Annotated in this window: 17 protein-coding genes and 1 pseudogene; 5 read left to right on the forward strand and 13 right to left on the reverse strand. The window is 49.2% G+C overall.

Translation table 11 applies throughout. The annotated features are described in order from the left end of the window. Positions 1-13: 13 nt before the first annotated feature. The 9 genes and pseudogenes from EL645_RS32065 to EL645_RS32105 all read right to left on the reverse strand — a co-directional run bounded on the left by EL645_RS32065 (position 14) and on the right by EL645_RS32105 (position 11,423). Complete coding sequence (locus EL645_RS32065; protein ID WP_126556543.1) at positions 14-1,837, reverse strand: P-loop NTPase family protein; 1,824 nt, start codon at positions 1,835-1,837, stop codon at positions 14-16. A 534-nt stretch (positions 1,838-2,371) separates the two neighbouring features. Continuing rightward, a complete protein-coding gene (locus tag EL645_RS32070; protein ID WP_126556544.1) occupies positions 2,372-3,511 on the reverse strand; it encodes a hypothetical protein in 1,140 nt (379 codons plus the stop codon). 357 nt (positions 3,512-3,868) lie between these two features. Further along, positions 3,869-4,870, reverse strand: a complete 1,002-nt coding sequence (locus tag EL645_RS32075; RefSeq protein ID WP_126556545.1) for a zinc-dependent alcohol dehydrogenase family protein — start codon at positions 4,868-4,870, stop codon at positions 3,869-3,871. Positions 4,871-5,158: 288 nt separating this feature from the next. Further along, on the reverse strand, positions 5,159-5,941 hold the full coding sequence (locus EL645_RS32080) for a prohibitin family protein (protein WP_126556546.1): 783 nt from the start codon (positions 5,939-5,941) through the stop codon (positions 5,159-5,161). Positions 5,942-6,305: 364 nt separating this feature from the next. After that, on the reverse strand, positions 6,306-7,859 hold the full coding sequence (locus tag EL645_RS32085; RefSeq protein WP_161977864.1) for an outer membrane protein assembly factor BamB family protein: 1,554 nt from the start codon (positions 7,857-7,859) through the stop codon (positions 6,306-6,308). Continuing rightward, entirely contained in the window at positions 7,852-8,415 is a 564-nt protein-coding gene (locus EL645_RS32090) for an RNA polymerase sigma factor (protein ID WP_246035646.1), read from the reverse strand. The genes EL645_RS32085 and EL645_RS32090 overlap by 8 nt, the downstream gene beginning before the upstream one ends. A 439-nt stretch (positions 8,416-8,854) precedes the next feature. After that, entirely contained in the window at positions 8,855-9,706 is an 852-nt protein-coding gene (locus tag EL645_RS32095; RefSeq protein WP_246035647.1) for a COG4705 family protein, read from the reverse strand. A gap of 251 nt (positions 9,707-9,957) precedes the next feature. Next, positions 9,958-10,613: pseudogene (locus tag EL645_RS45950) on the reverse strand (dienelactone hydrolase family protein). 135 nt (positions 10,614-10,748) lie between these two features. Then, on the reverse strand, positions 10,749-11,423 hold the full coding sequence (locus EL645_RS32105) for a phosphoribosyltransferase (RefSeq protein WP_126556548.1): 675 nt from the start codon (positions 11,421-11,423) through the stop codon (positions 10,749-10,751). Between the two features lie 444 nt (positions 11,424-11,867). On the opposite strand from EL645_RS32105, the gene EL645_RS44705 reads away from it, so the two are divergent. After that, positions 11,868-12,434 carry a cation:proton antiporter domain-containing protein gene (locus EL645_RS44705; RefSeq protein ID WP_218032159.1) on the forward strand — a complete coding sequence of 189 codons (567 nt, stop codon included), beginning with the start codon at positions 11,868-11,870 and terminating at the stop codon, positions 12,432-12,434. A gap of 41 nt (positions 12,435-12,475) precedes the next feature. Beyond that, positions 12,476-13,072, forward strand: a complete 597-nt coding sequence (locus tag EL645_RS44710; RefSeq protein WP_281276442.1) for a cation:proton antiporter — start codon at positions 12,476-12,478, stop codon at positions 13,070-13,072. A 20-nt stretch (positions 13,073-13,092) separates the two neighbouring features. Here EL645_RS44710 and EL645_RS32115 read toward each other — a convergent pair whose 3' ends face one another. Then, a complete protein-coding gene (locus EL645_RS32115) occupies positions 13,093-14,172 on the reverse strand; it encodes a HAMP domain-containing protein (RefSeq protein WP_126556549.1) in 1,080 nt (359 codons plus the stop codon). 454 nt (positions 14,173-14,626) lie between these two features. Between EL645_RS32115 and EL645_RS32120 the strand changes: the two genes are divergently transcribed. Next, positions 14,627-15,214, forward strand: a complete 588-nt coding sequence (locus tag EL645_RS32120; protein ID WP_161977865.1) for a type VI secretion system tube protein Hcp — start codon at positions 14,627-14,629, stop codon at positions 15,212-15,214. Positions 15,215-15,273: 59 nt separating this feature from the next. Here the strand turns inward: EL645_RS32120 and EL645_RS32125 are convergent, their stop codons facing one another. Next, positions 15,274-16,140, reverse strand: a complete 867-nt coding sequence (locus EL645_RS32125) for a helix-turn-helix transcriptional regulator (protein ID WP_126556551.1) — start codon at positions 16,138-16,140, stop codon at positions 15,274-15,276. Between the two features lie 148 nt (positions 16,141-16,288). On the opposite strand from EL645_RS32125, the gene EL645_RS32130 reads away from it, so the two are divergent. Then, positions 16,289-17,155, forward strand: a complete 867-nt coding sequence (locus EL645_RS32130; RefSeq protein WP_126556552.1) for an aldo/keto reductase — start codon at positions 16,289-16,291, stop codon at positions 17,153-17,155. A 148-nt stretch (positions 17,156-17,303) separates the two neighbouring features. Here EL645_RS32130 and EL645_RS32135 read toward each other — a convergent pair whose 3' ends face one another. After that, positions 17,304-17,930, reverse strand: coding sequence for a hypothetical protein (locus tag EL645_RS32135; RefSeq protein ID WP_126556553.1), 627 nt, complete (start codon positions 17,928-17,930; stop codon positions 17,304-17,306). Between the two features lie 445 nt (positions 17,931-18,375). Continuing rightward, positions 18,376-19,473 carry an LGFP repeat-containing protein gene (locus EL645_RS32140; RefSeq protein WP_126556554.1) on the reverse strand — a complete coding sequence of 366 codons (1,098 nt, stop codon included), beginning with the start codon at positions 19,471-19,473 and terminating at the stop codon, positions 18,376-18,378. Positions 19,474-20,202: 729 nt separating this feature from the next. Between EL645_RS32140 and EL645_RS32145 the strand changes: the two genes are divergently transcribed. Beyond that, a complete protein-coding gene (locus tag EL645_RS32145) occupies positions 20,203-20,748 on the forward strand; it encodes a non-canonical purine NTP pyrophosphatase (RefSeq protein WP_161977866.1) in 546 nt (181 codons plus the stop codon). The last annotated feature ends 21 nt before the right edge of the window (positions 20,749-20,769 follow it).

Raw genomic sequence — 20,769 nt, forward strand, 5'->3', positions numbered from 1 at the left:
CAACGGGCGGGGATCAATAGGTCAGGGCGTCCTGGTAAGCGGCAAGGGCACGATCCAACAGGCTGCTCTGCTCTTCTCCAATAGCCAGCTTTGCCTGATCACATAAGATGTTCCCCAGGTTGCGCTGAATCTGCGCTCTATATCTGAATGCGTGATTATCAATATAGACCATAAGAGCATCCTGATAGGTTGACAAAGCCTGCTGCAAAAGCTGATAGCAGATAAAGCCCTCGCGCAATTGAGCCTGGCTATGAAGCGTCAGCCCCATATCGTTCAAAGTCATCGCCCAATCGATCGGGGTATGTTCCCGTGTATAGACAACCATGGTCTCCTCGTAAGTCTGCAAAGCATTGCCCAAAAGACAGTATGACTCATCGCCCTTCATCACCCTGGCTTGCGCCTGCGAAAGCCGCCCAAGGCGGCTCAAAGTTTTTGCCCAGGCTATTGGAGATCCGGTCGGGCTATATACAGTGAGAGCATCGTGATAAGCCGTGATGGCTCGCTGCACCAAAAACCTGCCTTCGACACCAGCAAACATGGCCGCCTGAGCCTGAAAAACATCGCCCAGATTGCCCTGAATGTTGGCCCAATAATACGGCATGCTTCTTTTACTGCATAGCTGGAGAGCATTACGATAGCAAGCCTCCGCCTGAAACAGATTATGCAATGGATTTTCTTGCGGGCAGGTCGCGAAAGCCAATCCCAGGTAGTTTAGTCCTTTAATATCGGCATGCTGCTTGAAGCTATTCTTCAATTGTATCCAGTAGTAAGTCAGTGGTACCTGCCGGGCAGGAAAATCCATGATGACATCATCACCAATATAGCTGTTAGCCACTGGCTCGATAATATCTCCTGCATCACGATCACCTGTGCGCCGGACGATAAAATGTTCCTGCTCCAGGACGGCATAGATATCCGACCAATTAGCATACTGGCAACCAAAGACATATTGAACAATCGTTTTCACCTGTGTGTCAGAATAGAGATAAATGTGGGCTGAATGCAACAGCTTCAAAGCTTGCAGCACATAGCGAGCCTCACACGGCAAATGGAGATAGCGCTCCCGCATACACTTGATCCTTAACACAAGCAATCCTGGTGCACCATCGACTTCATCCCCGTATACTGCATCTCCCTGTTCCGAAAAACTATAGAGCAGCTCCCTTTGCTCACACTGATCCATAGGTGGAAGTATCACGGTTTTCAAGCGGCCCAGCAGACTATCCAGATAATGCTCTGCCTGCCTTTGTAGCTCTCCATCCTGGCAGGTAGCAATCACAATGAGATGCACATCATGAATAGAACAAAGGCGGATAAAATCCAGGATAGCATTCGCCTCATCTGGATGAGCGAACTCATACACATCATCTAGCCAGAGAACGAACCGTCTCTCTATGCCAGAGGAAAAATCAAAGGGTGCCAGGGCCCGATAGCAGACATGTGGCCAACGCACAACAGTCCAGTCCGCTAATTCAGCCCGCATCGCCTCCCAGGCAAGCCGCGTCTTTCCCTGTAAAGGAGGTCCAACAATACAGACACCCAGCAACGAACGATTGGTAGCAGCGGCCAGCTCTCTAAGGGTCTCTCTTACAACCCGATCAACCTGGCGAGAAAGATAAATATCCTGCACATAATGCATCAATCTAAAATCGCTGGCATGGAGTGAAGCAACTGACTGCAATAGATAATCGCGCTTCCGAGACATAGCCGAGTGGGCATGCAACCGCCTGCGATAGACAAGAGAGGCGGCAAAGAGAACGGCAAGACCAATAATCAGACACTTGCTGGCAAGTGGGAGTAAGATTATCACCTGGTGCAGCGGAAAGAACAGAGACATTACCAGTCCTCCTTTGTGACATGCGCAACCAGTCCCGGGTCTGCAACACTGACAATGTGTCTTTCTTAAAAAGCTGTAAATGCCAATTCTTTGCTAAGAATAAAAATATAACCTCTAGCCGTCTCAAAAGACTCTCTATGGTGAGATGGGCATCACATTTCCATCACAATATGCTCCGGCAAACTATAGTTGCCATATATCAATAATGGATGCACGTAACAGTATTTTCTACTATTTAGCCCTGCAGAAAAGTAGAAATCTCATACAGAGATATGACGATGGCATTACAGAATTAGTTACAGGGATAAGTTCATAGTCTGTCTTATGGAAGCGCGCTGAGCCCTGGCGTACGTGCGCTGGCGCGCCCGAGCTTTTTTTCTTGTGTGGTACAAAAAGTGCGCATAGCGCACTTTTTGCACCACACAAGAAATACACCTTGAGCGCTATTGGCGCTCAAAATCGGGTGTGAAGAGCGAGGAGATCATGAGGACAAGACCTATTCTAAAAACTTTATTGAGCGCCGCAGGCGCGCTACTAGCGCTGTCTGGGTGAAATGAGGAATACACAATGTCCGGTATGGGTCTGGCTACTGCATTCAACTTCACGAATATTCCATTGTTGCTGCTGCTTTGTCAGTCGCAGAATAAGATCAAATGAAGACTGCCACATAGTGCATAAGGGACGCTCAGATCCCATCTGACTATAGACAAAAATATTGCTATAAAAAACAAAGATAAATGAGCCGTCCTCAAGCCGCTTCCATTCAGTGAGCTTTTCGCCGCGGCGGCTATCGATCTCGTTGGTCAGCACACCAAGCAGTGTACGCATGGTGCGATCGGCGCCAATAATCTTGGGGATCTGCTGCATCAAAAAAATCAAGAGGGCTTTATGCAACGTATCAGCTTCAACCTGATCAGCCCAATGGTGCACCTGCTGCAAAGGCTGTTCAGGGCGTGAAAACATCACGGCCCGGGTGAGGAGGGAGAAATATTCGGGCGGGATAGTAAACTGATCAACCGCGGACGGCCACTGGTCCTCCTGACAGAACTGTGCCAGTCCGACATCGGTCAACACATCCCATTGATCGGGCGGGATAACGTGTTTGGCCGCCTTCAACTGATAATGCAAATGAGACGAGAAAGAGCGTTTGGAGCGGGCAACGCGAGGGCGAAAGCCTATCTTTGGCAGCGACTCCAAAGCCATGGAGTGCTCCATCGTCTTCAACGGTATCTGTGCCGACGGCAATACCTGCCAGATTCTCCTCAGGATCAGGCGGTTAGGAGGTGAGATACAATGCATCGTACTTGAAATAGACTCTTCCGCCGTCAAGAGCAGGCCGTCATTGAGGTAAATAGAAGATAGAGGCATGACCGGAATATCCTGCTGTAAGTCTTGAAGCAGGCGTTGGGAAAAACGCGCAAAAAGAGGATTCGTGGTCTCCTCCTGTTGACCAATCAAGATCAGGCGAGGAACAAAACGCTCTTTTAAGAAACGATTAAAAGCCTGATAGCTGGTTGAAGTAACAATAGCTCGCAACCCGGCAAAAGTAAGAAGGCGAGCCAGGTGCTGTGCCCGAACCTCGTTTGTGTCAATAATCAGAAGAGTATGCTCGCGTGCCTTTTGCAAGACAACAGAAGAATCATTGGATAGAGGTTCACCAGGTACGAACGCCATTGCGAAGTCAGCCTTTCTCTTGGGTCAAAACAGGTTACACATTTGCACGGTTTATTTAAAGGAATAAGGATAGATCGAGTGTATATGCTTCATGCACAAAAGTCAATATTTATATTAATAAACGAAAAGGGTTATGAAATTCACGCACAAAACAGGTTTAATTGTTTAGTTTTTTACTAAATATACTAGCCAGATTGGCTATCTTTTACATTCCCCCCTTCGGCGGGAATGGAGGAGGAAATGAGCGGGGACACCCGCTCCCTGGCAGGTGGGGCTCGCCGCCCCACCTGCACCTCCCTGCTTTCTACCAACTTCATTGGTTAAAGACCATTCGGCGGGAGGTGGGGCTCACTGCTTCTACTGCTTTGCGGGCACGAGCAGCACTTTGCCATGGCGACCTGGGGCCTCTGCTTGTTTGACGGCGGCACCAATCTTGTCAAGGGAGAAAGGATGTGCGCTTGTGGTTCCCAGGATGCCCTCACGCATGAGCGTGACAATATCACCAAACAGATTCCGTTGCGCGGCATCATCGCGCCCCCGGAACCAATAGCCAAGCCAGAAGACTTCCAGGATGCGGTTGCCAGCGAGAATGAAACGTGGATCGGCCCCGACACGGATTGGTTCACCCGTCAAGGAACCATAGACCAGCATGTGTCCATCATCACTGAGCGCCTGAAATATCTGGGTTCCGGTATCTCCTGCCACCGGGTCAATGGCGTACCTGACGCCTTGAGGACCGACAAGCCTGCGTACCTGCTCGTCAATTGGTCCGTCATCAGCGGCAATGACGGCGTCAGCACCCAGTTGTTTGAGCTCTTCAATTGATGCGTGTCGGTGGACAACATTGATCGTGTGGAATCCATCCTTCTGACCCAGTTTGATAATCATGCGTCCCAGTTCTGAACCTGCGGCGGACTGGAGTAGCCACTCGCCTCGTGGTACAGCGAGCACATAACGAACCATGGCAATGGCCGTTGCGGGGTTGATATAGAAGGAGGCCGCCTGTTCATTGGAAAGGTCATCAGGGACAGGGAAGAGTCTGTTGGCGGGAACAACCGCGTATTCTGCCCAGTTGCCACCTTCCCCATTGAGTACCGCCACTCGTTGTCCACGGACAACTCCCTGTGTCTGTGGGCCAACTACATCCACAAGACCTACCCCTTCAAATCCGGCAGATGCCGGAAAGTGCGGTTGAACTCCTGCATATACGCCTCGCACAAACAGCAGGTCAGACGGATTGACAGGGCTGCTAATCATACGAACGCGTACTTCATTGTTTCCTGGCTCAGGTACGGAAGTTTCTCGGAGCGTTAGAACCTGTGCAGGTTCTCCATACTGATCAAATTGAATCGCTTTCATCTTGCTCACTTCTTTCCATAATGTGCGATTACCTCCTGATTGTATCGTTGAGATGCAAGCACAGCAAAAAAAGTGCACAGAATGACTGACGAACTTTCGGTGTTTTCGGGAAAATATAGAAGGCATAGCTCACTCAAATTTGCTGTTGTTGAGCTACGTTCCCGCGTATAGGCTCGCTGCCCCGGCTACTTGATCGCGGGGCGCCTGCACCTCCCCGCTTTACCAGCTTTCTTCCCGACTGAGACTGGGGGCGGGGGGTGGGCTTGAGTTTTGGTGGAATAGCCAGCGTTATTTCATAGGGATTTGAAAGAAGGGGACGCCACTGGTTGAGCTGGGCAATTTGCCGTCCCATTTCTGTATGGCCAGAAATTGTAGATAGGCAGGGGTCAGATCGCCCGCATCTTTTAAGACCTTTTGAGCATCCGCCTGGCCTTTTGCCTGGATCAAGGCGGTCTGGGCTTCGATGAGCGCCTTCTCCTTGTTCTGCTCAGCTATAGTTTTTTGCTCGATAGCTACATTAAACTCCTGGGAAAAAGCAAAATTTACAATGTTGAAATCATCCACCACGATATCATATTTTCCAAGGCGATCCTTCAGTTCTGTAAAAGCAATCTGCTTGACCTGTTCTCGCTTGCCAATCAAGTCGGCAGCAGTAAATTGAGAGGTTGTCGATTTAAAGGCCTCCTGCAGGGCTGGATCAATAATTCTATTAGTATAGTCTTCACCAATATTCTGATAGACCTCCTGGGCTTTTTCGCCTCTCAAATGAAAGTTCAGGGCAATCGTTGAAGTAACTTGTTGCAGGTCTTTAGAAGCGGCCAGGGCCTCCACCTGTTCTTTTTGGGTCCTTGTTTCCATAGAATAGACACCTTCAACCAGAGGAAGCTTCAGAACAAAGCCAGGGTCCACAACGCGATTGATGGCACCAAATCTGGTCACAACGCCAACGTGCCCGGCATCGACAATCGTCCATGCACCAATCCCAGGAATAAGGATAATCAATACAAGGATGGCAGCCAAAATGAGTAATACACGCAAACCTCTGTTTCTACCAGCAAAAATTCTATTCATAGCGGCGATCTCCCTTTAAGTCCATGCACAAAGCTATTTTTTATCCGCAACTCTGATATAAACTGCAATGACTAAAAATTACCATAGTGGGACAATAATACATTATAAATGCATCAAAATTATCAAAGGCATAAAGACCTATGTATGCATTGGTAACTTTCATACATTATTTTTGCTTTACTAAATAATAATGACGTCAATTACCCAATAAATAGGACGTTATATTTAAGCAAATTTACAACGGCCTGGCGCATGCACCAGATTATGTAATAAACCCATGCGAGGTCACCGCTACTTGAGCAGGTGACCTCGCATGGGTGAACGATTTCGTCAGTTTAATGTGTCCGATATAGATTATGCTCTGCTATCCAGCCTGGGTGATCATCTCTAATACATCCTCATTGATCGTGATCTGCCATAGACGTTTGCCATCAATTGTATATGCAGAGATAATAACTGTGTTGGGTTCAGGGAGAGCATCGAGCCTGGCAGCATAGGCAATATTGTTGGACAACGCTGCATAGTACGCAAGACCCTGATCGACCGGCTTCTGCCACAGACGCTTACCAGTAAGCGCATTTAAAGCATTCAGGGTATACACCTCGCCTTTTTGTCCACTTACGGTGGTAGGGAAGTAAACAACCCCATCGATAACCTCGGGTGCCCCTATTGGCAAGGAAGCCATGGACGGTGCTGATACGGACCAGTTCACGTCCCCATTGTTAATATTGAACGCTGTGATAGAACTAGCAGGCGGCTGACCATAGGTTATAACGTTGGCATACATCTGCTGGCCGCTGATGGTGATGGAACGACTTATCATCCCATTAAAATTTTTACCTTGCCATAATGAAGTACCGTTTTGAGCATCATATGCCTTCAGGTATGAAGAGTTATTGCCATTAAAAGCTGCGTAGACAATTTTATTTTCGATATACAGCAAGACCGAGTAGCGTTGACCAGGTTCGGTTCCTTGATCTTTCCAGACTACTTTGCCGTCTTGCGCATTCACTACGTACAACCCCTGAGTGGTTCCCAGGTACAAGTTGCCGCTATCCCAGGATATCTGGTTAATTAATAATGAGAGTCCATAGCTTGTCTTCGTCGCGCCTGTCGTAGCATCAAGGGCCACAATCTCTGATTTTAATTTATTATCCGTGCTAATAACGTAGGCGTTGCCATTAGCAACTGTCATGTTGTTCCAGGTCATGGCTCCGACTCCCGTTGGTGGTAGTTGTTTTTGCCAGAGAGTAGCGCCGTTTTGTGCATTCAGGGCAACCATACCTCCTGCATACATACCATTTTTCAGCTTTCCATTAGCTATCACAAATAGCGTGTTACCGGCGGAGTCAACGTGGGTAATCGCTGTCTGGGGCATTTCTTTGGTCTGGGGCAGGTTGTAACGCCAGATAGTTTTTCCCGTCATGGGATCAACTTTTATCACCCCGTTGAAATACCTGATATAGAGGCCGGCGGAGGTCTTCACCTGCGATGGATTCGATGTGGTGGCAACATTGCTATGTTGCCCACGCATAATATTCAGGGCCGTGATGAGACTACCAACCAGGAGGGCCGCTACGAGTACAGCCGCGATCAGACCAAAGCGGCGTATCAAAACCTGCCTGGGACTGGTCCCAGAGCGTTGGGTGTGCTGTCCTTGCATGGGTTGAGACCTTTCATGATGGGATAATGTATTATTGTAATGGCTATTGCTCAGCCACGATTCTTCCTCAAAGTTCGTATCGCTTCCCAGATCCAGACGTTTCCGGACACGCTTGAGTGATTGGAGATCGCTCTGATAGAGATCCTGCAGGTCGTGTACGGTACGCGCCTCTTTTTCAGCGGTAGAACTGGCCTGTAGTAACGCATCGATCTGCTCATCGACAATTTCCGGGCGAAAGTGTTCTTTATCATCCATTGTGCGATTCCTCACCATCCTTGTTGTAGATGCCCCGCAAACTGTTGAGCGCACGTGAGAGCATAACGCGCACGGCTACCTCACTCTTATTGACCAGGGTCGCAATTTCAGGGCTACGCAGACCGTGGGCGAAGCGCAGGCGTACTATCTCCTGCTGAGCCTGCGAAAGCGTGTCGAGATGCACGCGGACCTGGGCATGTGCCTCGTCGCGCAGAACCGCAGCCTCTGGCATATCCTCCTCGGCGTCCAGTAGATCTTCTTCGACATCCTCCAGCTTCGTATGGACACGATGTTTAGCACGTCGGTGATAATCCATCACCTTGTTATGCGCCACGCTCCAGAGCCAACTACGCTGCTTATATTCGTTTAGCTCACCCAGCAACTGGCTCTCAAGCGCCACCGTAAAGACTTCCAATAAGATATCTTCCGCATCTTCCCGAGAAAGGATATGACGGCGTATATACATCAGCATGGCCGGTGCATAATATGTATATAATTTAGCGACCAGAGCCCTATGCTCCTGAGGCGGCGGCTGTTTAAATGATGGCATCTGCATCCTCTGCATCCTCTGCATTTTGCTAATATTGAGATCTCATCCTCTTCGTCGCATGATCTGGAAAATTGTTACATGTCAGGACTCGTATACCTGTCTGTACCCCCAATTGTCGAATTGCTTACATCTTGTTGCTGATTGATGCACAATGGAGAAAGAACACAATTTCTAATGTGAAATAAGTGGAAGGGATGGATGATACGGCATAGAAGAAGATTTGATTGAGCGGTTGCGCGTGATCTGCCTGGCTTTGCCGGAGGCGGCTGAGGGGAGCGATCCTCATGGCAGTGGGAAGTACATCATTCCCTTGTAAACGGGCGCAGGTGCGCCCGCATCTGTTTTTCTTCTGTAGTGTAAGCAATGCAAAAATAGCATTGCTTACACTACAGAAGATTACTACTTGAGCGCCGAGGGCGCGAAGATCATGGAGATCACAAGGAAGCTACCGTTGTTCACCCTTAATATCCTTATGGGTAACTGTCAGGTAGCCAACAAAGATAACAATCAAAACAGTCAGAACCAGGCTAACCTGTCCGGTACCCAACCCAAGGCCACCCAGATCGCGAGACCTGCCTACCCAGTCCGCGAACGACGCACCCAGAGGCCGGGTTAAAATATAAGCAAGCCAGAAGGCAACAATCTCGTTCAAGCCAAACAGCCAGTAGGCGAGAGCTGGTATAGCAATTAATACCGCGAACAGCACACCGGAAGCGAGGTAACCCAGATTAAAGGTCGACGCGGTCATATCACCTGCGGCGGTACCGAGCGCAAAAGTAGCCATCACGGTGGCCCAGTAAAAAAGCTCACGGCGACGTGTATAGATACTATGGATAGACAAAGTCTTCTCGGTCAGATACCAGAGCAGGAAGATAACGACCAGAGCGACCAGGAATAACGTGGTTGAGACAAGATATGGGACACCAAACCCAACGTGTAACACGTCGGCAGCCATGGTGCCGAAAATAGCGACCATAACGACGGCTAACCAGTAGATCCAGGGCACATATCGGCGCACCGCGAACTGCAGGATGAGCGCGACTAACAGGCCAATGCCACCCAGAGCAACGGCGATAATCGGATCGAGCTGATGGGCCAGATAGTCTGAGGTCACTTCACCCATCGCAGTGGTCAACAACTTGATAATCCAGAAAAAGACCGTAATTTCCGGAACCTTTCTCATGACATTCAAGACGGGATGCGTGGGTTGAGCAACATTGCTGCCAGTGGCTGAAGAGATAGGCTTGTCTAATTGGGGATTTGTATTTGGCTGGTGTGGTGGTATGGTTTTACTCAAATGCTCATTCTCCTAATTACAACAATAACACTATATATTTTTTATTTTATTTTAAATGAGTATCTTTAGCCCATATATCGGCACTTTTTCTTGTGTGGTGCAAAAAAGCTCGGGCGCGCCCAGGGTGAAACAATGATCCTCTGCAGGTCAACAGCGTACCACCTGAGTCAGTAGCTCCTACATTCTAACATAGGAGCTATTAAAACTTAAAATGAAATAGGACTAAAAACTGGCATGGTACTTCTATTAAATCAATGTATAGATGAATGGAGGTATCTTTTGAACCATTGTGTTGCTAATTGTGCAACTTCCTCCAGGGCACCAGGTTCTTCAAACAGATGGGTTGCTCCTGGAATAATGACGAGCTCTTTTTCCGCAGGGATAACGGCAAAAGCCGCCCGGTTCAGTTGCAAGACGGTTTCATCATTACCCCCTACGATCAACAAGGTAGGAGACTGAACATGCAGCAGTGCTTCTTGTGCTAAATCAGGACGTCCCCCCGGGAAACAACTGCTCTAATGAGAGTTGCGCGGGCCGCAGCGGCTTTGAGCGCGGCTGCGGCACCGGTGCTCGCTCCAAAGTAACCGAACATCAACTGCCTGGTATCTGGCTGCTCTTGCAACCAATACGTAACCTGAAGCAGACGGGCCGCCAATAAATCGATATCAAAGCGCGTTTCGTAGCGAGTATCTTCCAGCCCTGTGAGTAAGTCCAAGAGGAGTGTGCCAATGCCTGCTTGATTCAATTGTCGAGCAACAAAATTGTTTCTGGGGCTAAAGCGACTACTCCCACTACCATGAGCGAATGCCACCAGGCCCTCAGTACGGTCGGGTAGAACAAGCGATCCTTCAAGCAGAACGGTATCGGCTGGTATCTGTATAATCTTCTCAAGTTGAGGTTTACCCATCATTTCATCACCATCTTTCCTGAATGAATACTGTGCTCATGCTAAATTAAATGAGGAAGCACTAACGAAAAGTGGAGATAGATCAAAAAACCATACAGAGTTAAGAGGAGTAATTGACTCCTGACAAGGAATGGTTTATTTTGGCCTCCGCAACCAGGCAGAATACTCCTGGTTGGCTCGCTCAAGCAGGTCACGTACCTCTTCATCGCTGGTTTGAGGGAATTGTTCATACCAGATGCCAACGGAATAGAGCCTATCCAGTTTATGGGTACAGATAATCGCATTCCCCTCAGCGATGAATTCATCGCAGGTTGCGGCGGCAGCCACAGGAGTAGCAATGATCAGATGAGCAGGGCGCTGCTGTTTCAGCGCCACGATAGCCGCACGCATAGTCGCTCCAGTCGCGATCCCATCATCTACCAGCACAACTGTGCGACCACGAACATCATAGGCTGGACGATCTCCACGATAGAGGTATTCTCGCCGCTCCAATTCACCTTGTTCACGTGCGACGACTGCATTGATCATCTCATCGGAGATCCTTAGCATGTACACAACCTCGTCATTAAATATACGCACGCCACCTGAAGCTATGGCTCCCATCGCAAGTTCCTCTTGCCCGGGCACACCAAGCTTGCGCACAATCATAACATCCAGAGGAGCATGGAGCTTACGAGCAACCTCGAAGGCAACGACCACACCACCTCGGGGCAATGCCAGTACCAGAACATCTGGCCGATCGCGATAAGCAGTCAATTGGGCTGCTAGCTGCAGGCCTGCCTCGGTACGATCCCGAAATTGCGTTATCATGACTATTCCTCCCTCATCCTGCGCGATGCATGTTCAGAAACACTTATTACTATATGCACTGAAAAGCCATGAGAAACACCGTTCACTCGCGGATAGCGCAGCCGTCGTATCACGCTTCACTTCGAACTCGAGGGAAATATATAAGCGCCACATCAGGGATAAAAAACGGGTGAGCACAACATGCCTACTCTCACGAAACGAATAACAGACCTGGAATGTTACAGTGCTCATGAAGTCTTGCGCCTGCTGCGTTCACCTGAAATTTGTGGTGTGCGCTAGAGGGACCACTCTGGCACAAAGGCGAAATGGACAAGTGTGTTATGCATGGCAGAGTCGTTTAAAGAGGCAAACAGACAGTGTAACAAATAAACAAGGATTGTTCTTGAACAGGCAACAGTCAATACTGGTCTGGGAACTTTTTCAGTACATAGATGCGAGGTTAGCATGCCTATTATCTCATTTACTGGCTTACTTATTGTCACTGCCCTGGCCTTCCTGGCACCACTTCTATTAGGCCTCTCTCCAATCCGTCGCCTCCCATCGGTGGTATTAGAGATACTGGGAGGCATCATTATCGGACCAGCCGTGCTGGGGTGGGTCAAAATTGATCTACCAATTTCAATTCTCTCCCTGATCGGACTAGCGTTTCTACTCTTTCTGGCGGGCCTGGAAGTAGAACTAGAACGATTAAAAGGCCGCTTATTACTCTATGTAGCACTCGCCTTCCTGGTCTCACTGGGGCTAGCGCTACTGGTGGGATATGGGCTTTATGCGGCAGGGCAGATAATAGCACCGCTATTCATCGCAATTGTCCTGGTAGCGACAGCCCTGGGTATTGTGGTGCCACTCCTCAAAGATGCAGGCGAGAGCGACACAGATTTTGGTCAACTGGTGATTGCAGGGGCAATGTTTGCTGAATTTGGCTCGATTATTCTACTATCACTGTTCTTCTCACGTGAAGCAATCGGTACAGGAGCGAAATTAGTACTCCTTGGGGTTTCGTACTGCTAGCAATAATATGCGCCGTTATCGTATTACGTCTGGAAAGATCAATGCGCATAACAACAGTACTTGTACGTCTTCAGGATACCACCGCCCAGATCCGTGTACGGGGAGCCTTCGCATTACTGATCGCGTTCGTCGCGCTCGCAGAGAGACTCGGACTCGAGACCATTCTGGGTGCATTTATCGCCGGCGTCATCCTCAGGCAAATCGATGGGGATCGCACGTTAACCCATCCCCAATTTCGGCAAAAGCTCGAAGCCATCGGTTTTGGGATCTTTGTTCCCGTATTCTTCATCAGTAGCGGCATACAATTTGACCTGAAGTCACTCATCGCAAGTCCTGAAACCATCTTACGAGTACCATTATTTCTGCTCGCTTTATTACTCATTCGCGGTCTACCCGCGCTCCTCTACCGTCCACTCATCGGCAAGCAACGCTCGATCATCGCAGGACTGCTGCAAGCCACCTCGTTATCATTTATAGTAGCCGCCACACAGATCGGTCTGGATCTGGGCATAATCACCAGGGCCACCGGCGCAGCGCTCATAGCCGCCGGGCTACTCTCGGTCCTGATCTTCCCAATCATCGCCCTCACCCTCCTACGCCAGAATGCGACAATGCCCGATCCAGTAAGTGTATCATGACCAAAAAAGCGAAGAATATATTAGCGCCTCAATACAACCAGCAGACGCTGCGCTAAAGGTGTACGCACAGGAGGAAGAGCTGGCCGTCTCTCCGCACGCGCTTCACCGAACACATTAATTAATTGATCGATCTCTTTATACGTGGCCTGGAGGGAGCGATAGTCCTGTGCCTGCTGCTGAATGCGCATTAGCATAAGATTGAGTGCGTGTCCAATTTGCCACAACTCCTGGTCTTCATGCACCGGTGCCCGCGCGGCGAGATTGCCAGCCGCGATCTGCCGATGGGCCTCCAGGATGGACGAGATGCCCTCTTCAAGCCGCTGCTTCTGCTTTGTGATGAGTAATGCCTGCTGACTTAACTCAGAGCGTGCTTCCGCCAGTTCTTCGGCCTGGCTGGCACGAATAAGCGCTCGTTCGACACTCCATGCATGTAACCAGGCAAGTGTTGTGCCAACAACATGGAGCACCAGAGTGGGCATAAGAGCAACATAGTCATTGCCGGCGCGTTGAATCAACTCGGTCAGGCTGGCATCATGCGGACGAGAGAAGAAGATCACGCAGATGAGAAGAACCTGCAGGATGCCAGAAAATGGAATCAGTCCTTTCGGCAAAATGACACCACCCACCAGGACGGCGAGAATAAAGAGATCAAGGCCTGTCATGTTCCCACTACTCAGCGCGGGCACGGGCTTAAAATAGAAAAAGCCAACCAGCGCTACATCTACGAGTAAGACATAGAAAATCGAACTTAACGTCGTATGGCCAGCTCGATTGCAGAACGCGATAACAACACCACCAACTAATAAAATGATGGTCGGTATCCAGAGTGAACGCACCGTTGCGCTAAGAATGAGTAGCGCCACTACGATGACAACAAGTATTAACAAAGCGCTCACCAGGCGTGCGCGGCGCAGCTGTTCTTGAGCAAAAATATCAGTCGGAAATGTATCCTTTTTAGGGCCCGTGAATGCGGACCACCAGTGCCATAGCTTCTTGAATATATTACTTCGTGTTGGAGGCGGTGACTGTTTCGAGGATGGAGAGGTATTGCCAGGCTTCTTCGCTTGTTGCTTAGAATGAGATGCCTGAATGGCGTCCATGCGTTCGGCGCTCCTTAATTTTCGCTCTTACTCATAATATATTATCTATCAAGTGTGGAGTGTGTGCTGAGCGGCCGCGGCCGCCCAGCACACACTCCACACTCCCAATATCTATGATCGAGGCGCACACAAAAAATATTAGAAATAACTGTTGTACGTAGGATATCCATAGATAAAAGAAATAGTTACTAGTAGCAAACTTAGTAATATGAAGTCCCTATTTCCTATCTTAAATAAAGAAACTCACTTATATTCGAGTATACCATATCGACAGATAGCAAGTGCACAAATACAAAGATAGCAAAAGAAAAATGGCTATATCAGCTATTAATCGAAATTTTTAGCAGCATGTTAAACACAGCAATACATAAAGATTTGGTTTTTTATGCGCTCATTTTTACAGGTGCTATATGCTGAAGGTATAAGACTTGTTTATTCAGTTGAGGAATGGAAGATGGAAAGAAGATTTACATTTCAACTTATGCGGCCACTGCTGGTCGCGCTGGTATTAGTGGCACTTGCCAGCCTGGCGAGCGCCTGGAACTTTAATGGTATTGCTTATGGAAGAGCCAGTGTCAAAGCACAGGTCACCACTACCATCGTCATGGATATTGACACAATTGGAACCGAACCGATCAATACCCTCCAGATGAGTATGACCAATACAGTAAGCAATCCCACAGGAAATGGACTGGCGGCTGGCAAAGTCCAGGTCTCAGCAGTAACCATAGCCAAGGATGTCAGCAAATTGACACCTAAAATTGTGAGGGCGCTGACGACTGGTGCCCATATTAAAACTGTCACCTTTACATTTTATGACGCTGCAGGCAAGAGCTCAAAAATGATTACCTTGAGCAATGTGCTGGTGACCGGGTATGCACGCTTCTCCAATAGCAACACGGATACCGAGCAAGATTCCTTCAGTTATACAAAAATTGCTATCACAGTTGATGGGATAACGACCGTCTACGATGTAGCACAAAATAAGGCTGACGGGGCAACAACCACCAACGATGTTGGCCAAAATACGGTCGAGGAATAATAGCTAGCCACAACTTTTTTGGCTGCCACGCTCTGGCTAGATATCAGGGATTGCTCAAGTCAGTGCACAGGATCGAGAGCCTGTGCGGCTGTGGTAGCTATCAGCTGTTGTAAAAGATCGGCGGTCGGCGTACCGGGCACAGGTGTATAGATCATGATTTTGATATCGGGATTGGCGGGTACCTGAAGGGTGCTGTGCTCAAAAAGCAGGCGACCAACCATAGGATGTTCAAACTCCTTGTAGCCATCGGTACGCCCACGTACATCGTGGCGCGGCCACCAGGCACGAAACTCGGGGCTGGCGTGCTGTAGGTCGGCAACCAGCTGCTTAAACCATTCTTCGCCAGCATAGCGTGCGCTCTCGCTACGAAACTCGGCCAGTATCGCCTGCGCGACCTGCTCCCAGTGTGAACCAGCAATGCGCTTTTCAGGAGCGGTGAATATGGTCCAGATAATGTTGCGGGCATATGCCTCTGAGCTCTGAGCGGGCCGAAACAGGCACTCGGCCGCCTTATTCCAGGCCAGGTAGTCCCAGCGTCGTCCCATGATGTAGGCTGGATCGGGATCGAGGCTAGCCAGGATACGCCGCAGGGCGGGGCTGATATATTCTTCAGGAGGTGGTGCACTGGCAAAGGCATGTTGATCGGCCAGCAGAAAAAGATGTTGACGTTCATGTTCAGTAAACTGCAAAGCCGTAGCCACGCTATCAAGTATATCGAGTGAAGGATGGACATCGCGACCTTGCTCCATCGAGGTATACCAGGAAACGCCGATGTTGGCCAGTTGGGCCACCTCCTCACGGCGCAGGCCCGGCGCGCGTCGCCGCTTGCCTGTGGGTAAACCTACATCCTCGGGTCGCAGGCGCTCGCGCCGCGTGCGTAGAAATTCTGCCAATGCCTCGCGGCGTTGCTCGTCATATACAGTCATTGCTTCCTCCCGTATTTATCCTGACACTCTCAATCGTACGATAACAAGACTCTAGTCCTGCGTTTGCTTACGTGTCATACTTGCTACTGTACCATCCGTCAGTGAAGGTGCGCAATAATTAGATAGCGAAAGAAAGCAGGATTTGTATATGACAACAACACCAACAGCCGCCACAGCCGGCACTGTTACGATTGGCAATGAGTATGTTGTGAACCGTCTGGGTTATGGAGCGATGCGCCTACCCGGACCTGGCGTATGGGGCGAGCCCGCCCATCCTGAAGAGGCCCGGGCGGTCCTGCGCTGTGTGGTGGAACTGGGCGTCAACTTTCTGGATACCGCCGTCTATTATGGTCCAGATGTCTCTAACCGCTTGATCGCGGAGACCCTCTACCCTTATCCAGAGAATCTGGTTATAGCTACCAAGGTCGGGGCTCGCCGCAACGCTGACCGCAGCTGGACCGCTGATATGAGTCCAGCCAGCCTGCGCAATGCGATCGAGACAAACCTGCGCCAGCTACGCCTGGAGCAGATCCACCTGGTCCATTGCCGCTATATGCCTGATGCGGACATTCCTTTTGCCGACTCGGTAGCTACGCTGGCCGAAATGCAACGTGAGGGCAAGATTCGCCATATTGGTGTCAGCAACGTAACGCTGGAACAGCTCAAAGAGGCGCAAGCTATCATCCGGGTAGCCTCGGTGCAGAACCTTTACAACCTGATCAACCGTGAGCATGAAGATTTAGTGGATGCCTGTACCACCCAGCACATCCCTTTCATGCCCTTCTTCCCGCTCGCCATCGGACAGCTCGGCCAGGCTGGTAGCCCGCTGGAAGCAATGGCACAACGTTACCAGACCGGTCCGGCCCAGATCGCCCTGGCCTGGCTACTGGCGCGCTCACCCATCATGCTGCCAATCCCCGGCACCTCCTCGGTCCAACACGCTGAAGAGAACATCGCCGCCACAGCCATCCAGCTCAGCCCCGAAGATTTCGCCACGCTGAGCAACACAAAATAGAGATACCAGCAATTGCTGGATGAGGTCACAAAAAGCCTCCTGGAAGAGACTGCGAAAGAAAGAACGCATCAGTCTTCATCCAGGAGGCTTTTATGTGCAGGCTGCAGGCCACAAAAGAAAGAAATGCCAGATCCTTTTTCAGGCAAGCCTAGCTAAGCTTTTCCCACACCCCACTTCTATTGAGCCAGAAATAGAGGACCACAATCCCTATCAATGGTGTAAAAGTTCTGCCATCGATAAGTCCAAAGATCAAAGAGATCACAATACTGATGAGCACATAGCCCGCGACCAGATAAAATCCCAGCTTCTTCCAGGCCAACAATAAACTAATCCCCACAATCCCAACAATCCCCATTACAGCTAACAGGAAAAATGCCAACGGCGAAACGCCCGTATTGTTATTGACCAGCGAGCCAAGGGTGGCCAGAAAATAGAGCAGCGTTAAGGCAACCATCACTACCAGGTTCAGAATCAGCCAGGTAGTTAAACACCCTCCGCGTTTGCGTTGAGCCATGGGTACATCAGCCTCATCAAACACAGGAGCGAGGGCTACACCCGCTCTGAAAGCCTGGGGTTGCCCATTGAAGAATCGCACGTGCAGCGGTGAATTATCGGGCAGAACGAAATCTTTACCGACCACTTTTTCCTGGCCTGTAGTCAACGTACCCAACAACGTACCGTTGAGCAATACGCTAGCTGGATCAGTTTCAGTTGTCCAATGGATCGTGATACGGTGTGTTGCAGCCGCATCCAATGCAAAAACCTGTTTTGACATAATCCCTCTTGTCAAGTAGTTTTTATATGTGCTATCCATACGTTGAATAACCAAAAACACATATAAAACAAATAAAAATGATTAATAAAAACTCTTCAATATTATAATTATTTTTATCTATACAAGAACAATAGAAAGCAGTGACAAAGAAGTGTTTATTTGGTTAATGAGGTTAAGCAATCTTAACAAGTTGCCTGTACACATGATGCAATTTGAGATTTGATACAGAGGATCTTACACATTCTCGTGGAGTTCACCTTGCTAAGTAAATAAGAGGCGAGAGAGGTAGCCAACAAGCATTCACGAGCTCATGGGAAGCAAGCGAGGGAAGAAAAATAGCGTGGCCCTCAACTAACTGGAGAAGCTAATTGAGGGCCACGCATCCTCACTGTTGCTAGAGAGCCTGACAGGTCCTGACAGAAGCGAGGAGAATTTTCAAAGGGCATTAAATGAACAGAGCAACTATCCCAACAGTCGTCCCAACCACGGATAGGACATCTTCAGCAATCTTCTGAGGGCTCCAGTCAGATGTAACCTCGACCTTCCAGCCACTTGAACCAGCACGGACAAGAGGCCAGTTCTGACGCACCAGATCACTGTTGATCGTCTCATTCCAATCGCCATCCCGACTCCCTGCCTCATCACTGCCATGTAATCTCCCTGCATGGCTAGCAGTGTACGCTGACTGTCCATTACTATCTTTGACCGAAAACACCGCGAGAAAATCATAAGATGGGAGGCCGCTATCATGTAAATGTCCACGGAAGGTAACAACCCCATTGCTTGCCAGGGTGAGCGTCGCGTTGCCACCTGCGGCAATGCCTGTCCCGAAGGTGATATCAGGTGCATCCACAACGTATGTCTGTGGTTGTTCCTGGGAACCGCCCTGAAGAGTCCAGGAGATGGTACCGTTCTGAAAATCGCTGCATCTGCCCGGTGGGCAGTCGTGCTCATCACTGACAGGATATCCCAGGAAGCTACGCTCCCAACCAAGTTCCGCCCACTTCCCGCGAATGTCTCCATGTACTTCATGGGCACCTGTGCTTGGGCTCCAGTAGATCGAACCGCCCTGGAAATGATTATAACGTCCTATCCCGTCTGGAGCACCAGTCTCGTCGGTAACCGGATATCCCAGGAAGCTTCGCTCCCAACCAAGTTCCGCCCACTTCCCGCGAATGTCTCCATGTACTTCATGAGCACCTGTGGATGGACTCCAGTAGATCGAACCACCTTGAAAATGATTGTAACGTCCAATGCCATCTGGAGCTCCGGTCTCATCGCTGACCGGGTACCCCAGGAAACCACGCTCATAATTAAATTCTGCCCACTTAGCACGAATATCTCCATGTACTTCATGAGCACCTGTGACTGGCGACCAAAATATGGACCAACCATTCGAGAAATTCTGGAAAAAACCCGTGTTATTAAGGGTGGGAGCGGCATCTCCCTGTGATACACCTAGAACAGCCTGACCGCCTAGCAACTCGAACTTCAGTCCGATCTGCACATCTGGTGGAAGATGACCTATGGGTTGATGGTACATAATGTTTTACCTTCTTGATTTGACATGCTTTACTACAGTTGACATAGAAATACTTCAATTCAGTGTAGTAAGCCAGGTATAAGTGAGGTCTTTGATCATCGGATACCCGGCTCCTCGTCACATCGACAGAGGGGATGTTCGGTGGCCTTTACGGGAAGAGTGCAGAAGCAGGGAAGGGCCGAAGCTGTTCCTGTAGAAGAAAGAGCCAGGGTTTGACTCCTTTTCTTGATTTTAGTATAACATAATTAATTATTATTAGCAAATTACACGAAAATCTTTTTATTTCCTATAAATTATAGAAAATACAAAAATGCATATAAAACAAATGCCTTTCAACAACTTACTATGCTCAAAATAATAGGGCTTTTTCATGTTCCTCTTGGGCGCCTGCGGCGCCGGGTGGGGAGTGTAGAGTGTGTGGTGGGCGGCCGCCCACCACACACTCTACACCTGAAAGAAGGTCCATCGTATCGCTTGCTCGTGATCTCCCTGTTTGCAGGAGGAAGGAAGCTGCGGCCGCCCACCACACGCACTCCACACCTGAAAGAATGGACCTCTTATTGCTTGCTCATGATCTCCCTGTGCTCTCTGGACGAACAGTAAAAAGCCCAGTCAAATAATGCAAGACTTGCGAATCATGCACGTAATCTGCTATTGTAGGGCTAGAAATACGTCATCCTTTCCGCACTAATAAGGCGAGCAACGCAGATGAAACGAGGATTGAGGATAGTGCAAACGCTGACATTTATTACAGGTAATAGTGATAAAGCCAAACAAGTAGGTTGGCATCTGGATTTTCCTGTCACCCACAAGAAGATTGATCTCCCCGAAATTCAATCCCTTGATTTAGCCACCATTATCGAGTGGAAAGCGAAAGAGGCTTATAAATATGTTCAGTCTCCGGTTCTGGTAGAAGATACCTCATTGCGCTTCTGCGCCCTGGGCAAATTACCAGGGCCACTCATCAAATGGTTTTACAGCGAGTTGGGCACGAGCGGATTATGTCAGTTACTCGATGGCTATCCAGATCGATCCGCAGAGGCTGCGGTCATGTTTGGTTTGTATGATGGGCAAGCGCTACATACATTTGCCAATTCAAAGGAAGGCACAATCTCTCCTATACCTCGAGGACACAACGGCTTTGGCTGGGACCCCATTTTTATTCCCAGCGGATCAGAGAAAACCTGGGCCGAAATGACCATTGAAGAACAAAAAGAAACGTCTTTAAGGAAGATAGCTCTGGAGAAACTTGGAAACTACATAAACACTCTCTAGTATCGACGTGAAGAAACACAA

The organism is Dictyobacter kobayashii, from assembly GCF_003967555.1.
Classification (GTDB): Bacteria; Chloroflexota; Ktedonobacteria; order Ktedonobacterales; family Ktedonobacteraceae; genus Dictyobacter; species Dictyobacter kobayashii.

Excerpts from the sequence above, each read along its gene's own strand:
- EL645_RS32065 (WP_126556543.1), bottom strand. The coding sequence starts at position 1,837 with ATGTCTCTGTTCTTTCCGCTGCACCAGGTGATAATCTTACTCCCACTT.
- EL645_RS32070 (WP_126556544.1), bottom strand. The coding sequence starts at position 3,511 with ATGGCGTTCGTACCTGGTGAACCTCTATCCAATGATTCTTCTGTTGTC.
- EL645_RS32075 (WP_126556545.1), bottom strand. The coding sequence starts at position 4,870 with ATGAAAGCGATTCAATTTGATCAGTATGGAGAACCTGCACAGGTTCTA.
- EL645_RS32080 (WP_126556546.1), bottom strand. The coding sequence starts at position 5,941 with ATGAATAGAATTTTTGCTGGTAGAAACAGAGGTTTGCGTGTATTACTC.
- EL645_RS32085 (WP_161977864.1), bottom strand. The coding sequence starts at position 7,859 with ATGGATGATAAAGAACACTTTCGCCCGGAAATTGTCGATGAGCAGATC.
- EL645_RS32090 (WP_246035646.1), bottom strand. The coding sequence starts at position 8,415 with ATGCAGATGCCATCATTTAAACAGCCGCCGCCTCAGGAGCATAGGGCT.
- EL645_RS32105 (WP_126556548.1), bottom strand. The coding sequence starts at position 11,423 with ATGATAACGCAATTTCGGGATCGTACCGAGGCAGGCCTGCAGCTAGCA.
- EL645_RS44705 (WP_218032159.1), top strand. The coding sequence starts at position 11,868 with ATGCCTATTATCTCATTTACTGGCTTACTTATTGTCACTGCCCTGGCC.
- EL645_RS44710 (WP_281276442.1), top strand. The coding sequence starts at position 12,476 with ATGCGCATAACAACAGTACTTGTACGTCTTCAGGATACCACCGCCCAG.
- EL645_RS32115 (WP_126556549.1), bottom strand. The coding sequence starts at position 14,172 with ATGGACGCCATTCAGGCATCTCATTCTAAGCAACAAGCGAAGAAGCCT.
- EL645_RS32120 (WP_161977865.1), top strand. The coding sequence starts at position 14,627 with ATGGAAAGAAGATTTACATTTCAACTTATGCGGCCACTGCTGGTCGCG.
- EL645_RS32125 (WP_126556551.1), bottom strand. The coding sequence starts at position 16,140 with ATGACTGTATATGACGAGCAACGCCGCGAGGCATTGGCAGAATTTCTA.
- EL645_RS32130 (WP_126556552.1), top strand. The coding sequence starts at position 16,289 with ATGACAACAACACCAACAGCCGCCACAGCCGGCACTGTTACGATTGGC.
- EL645_RS32135 (WP_126556553.1), bottom strand. The coding sequence starts at position 17,930 with ATGTCAAAACAGGTTTTTGCATTGGATGCGGCTGCAACACACCGTATC.
- EL645_RS32140 (WP_126556554.1), bottom strand. The coding sequence starts at position 19,473 with ATGTACCATCAACCCATAGGTCATCTTCCACCAGATGTGCAGATCGGA.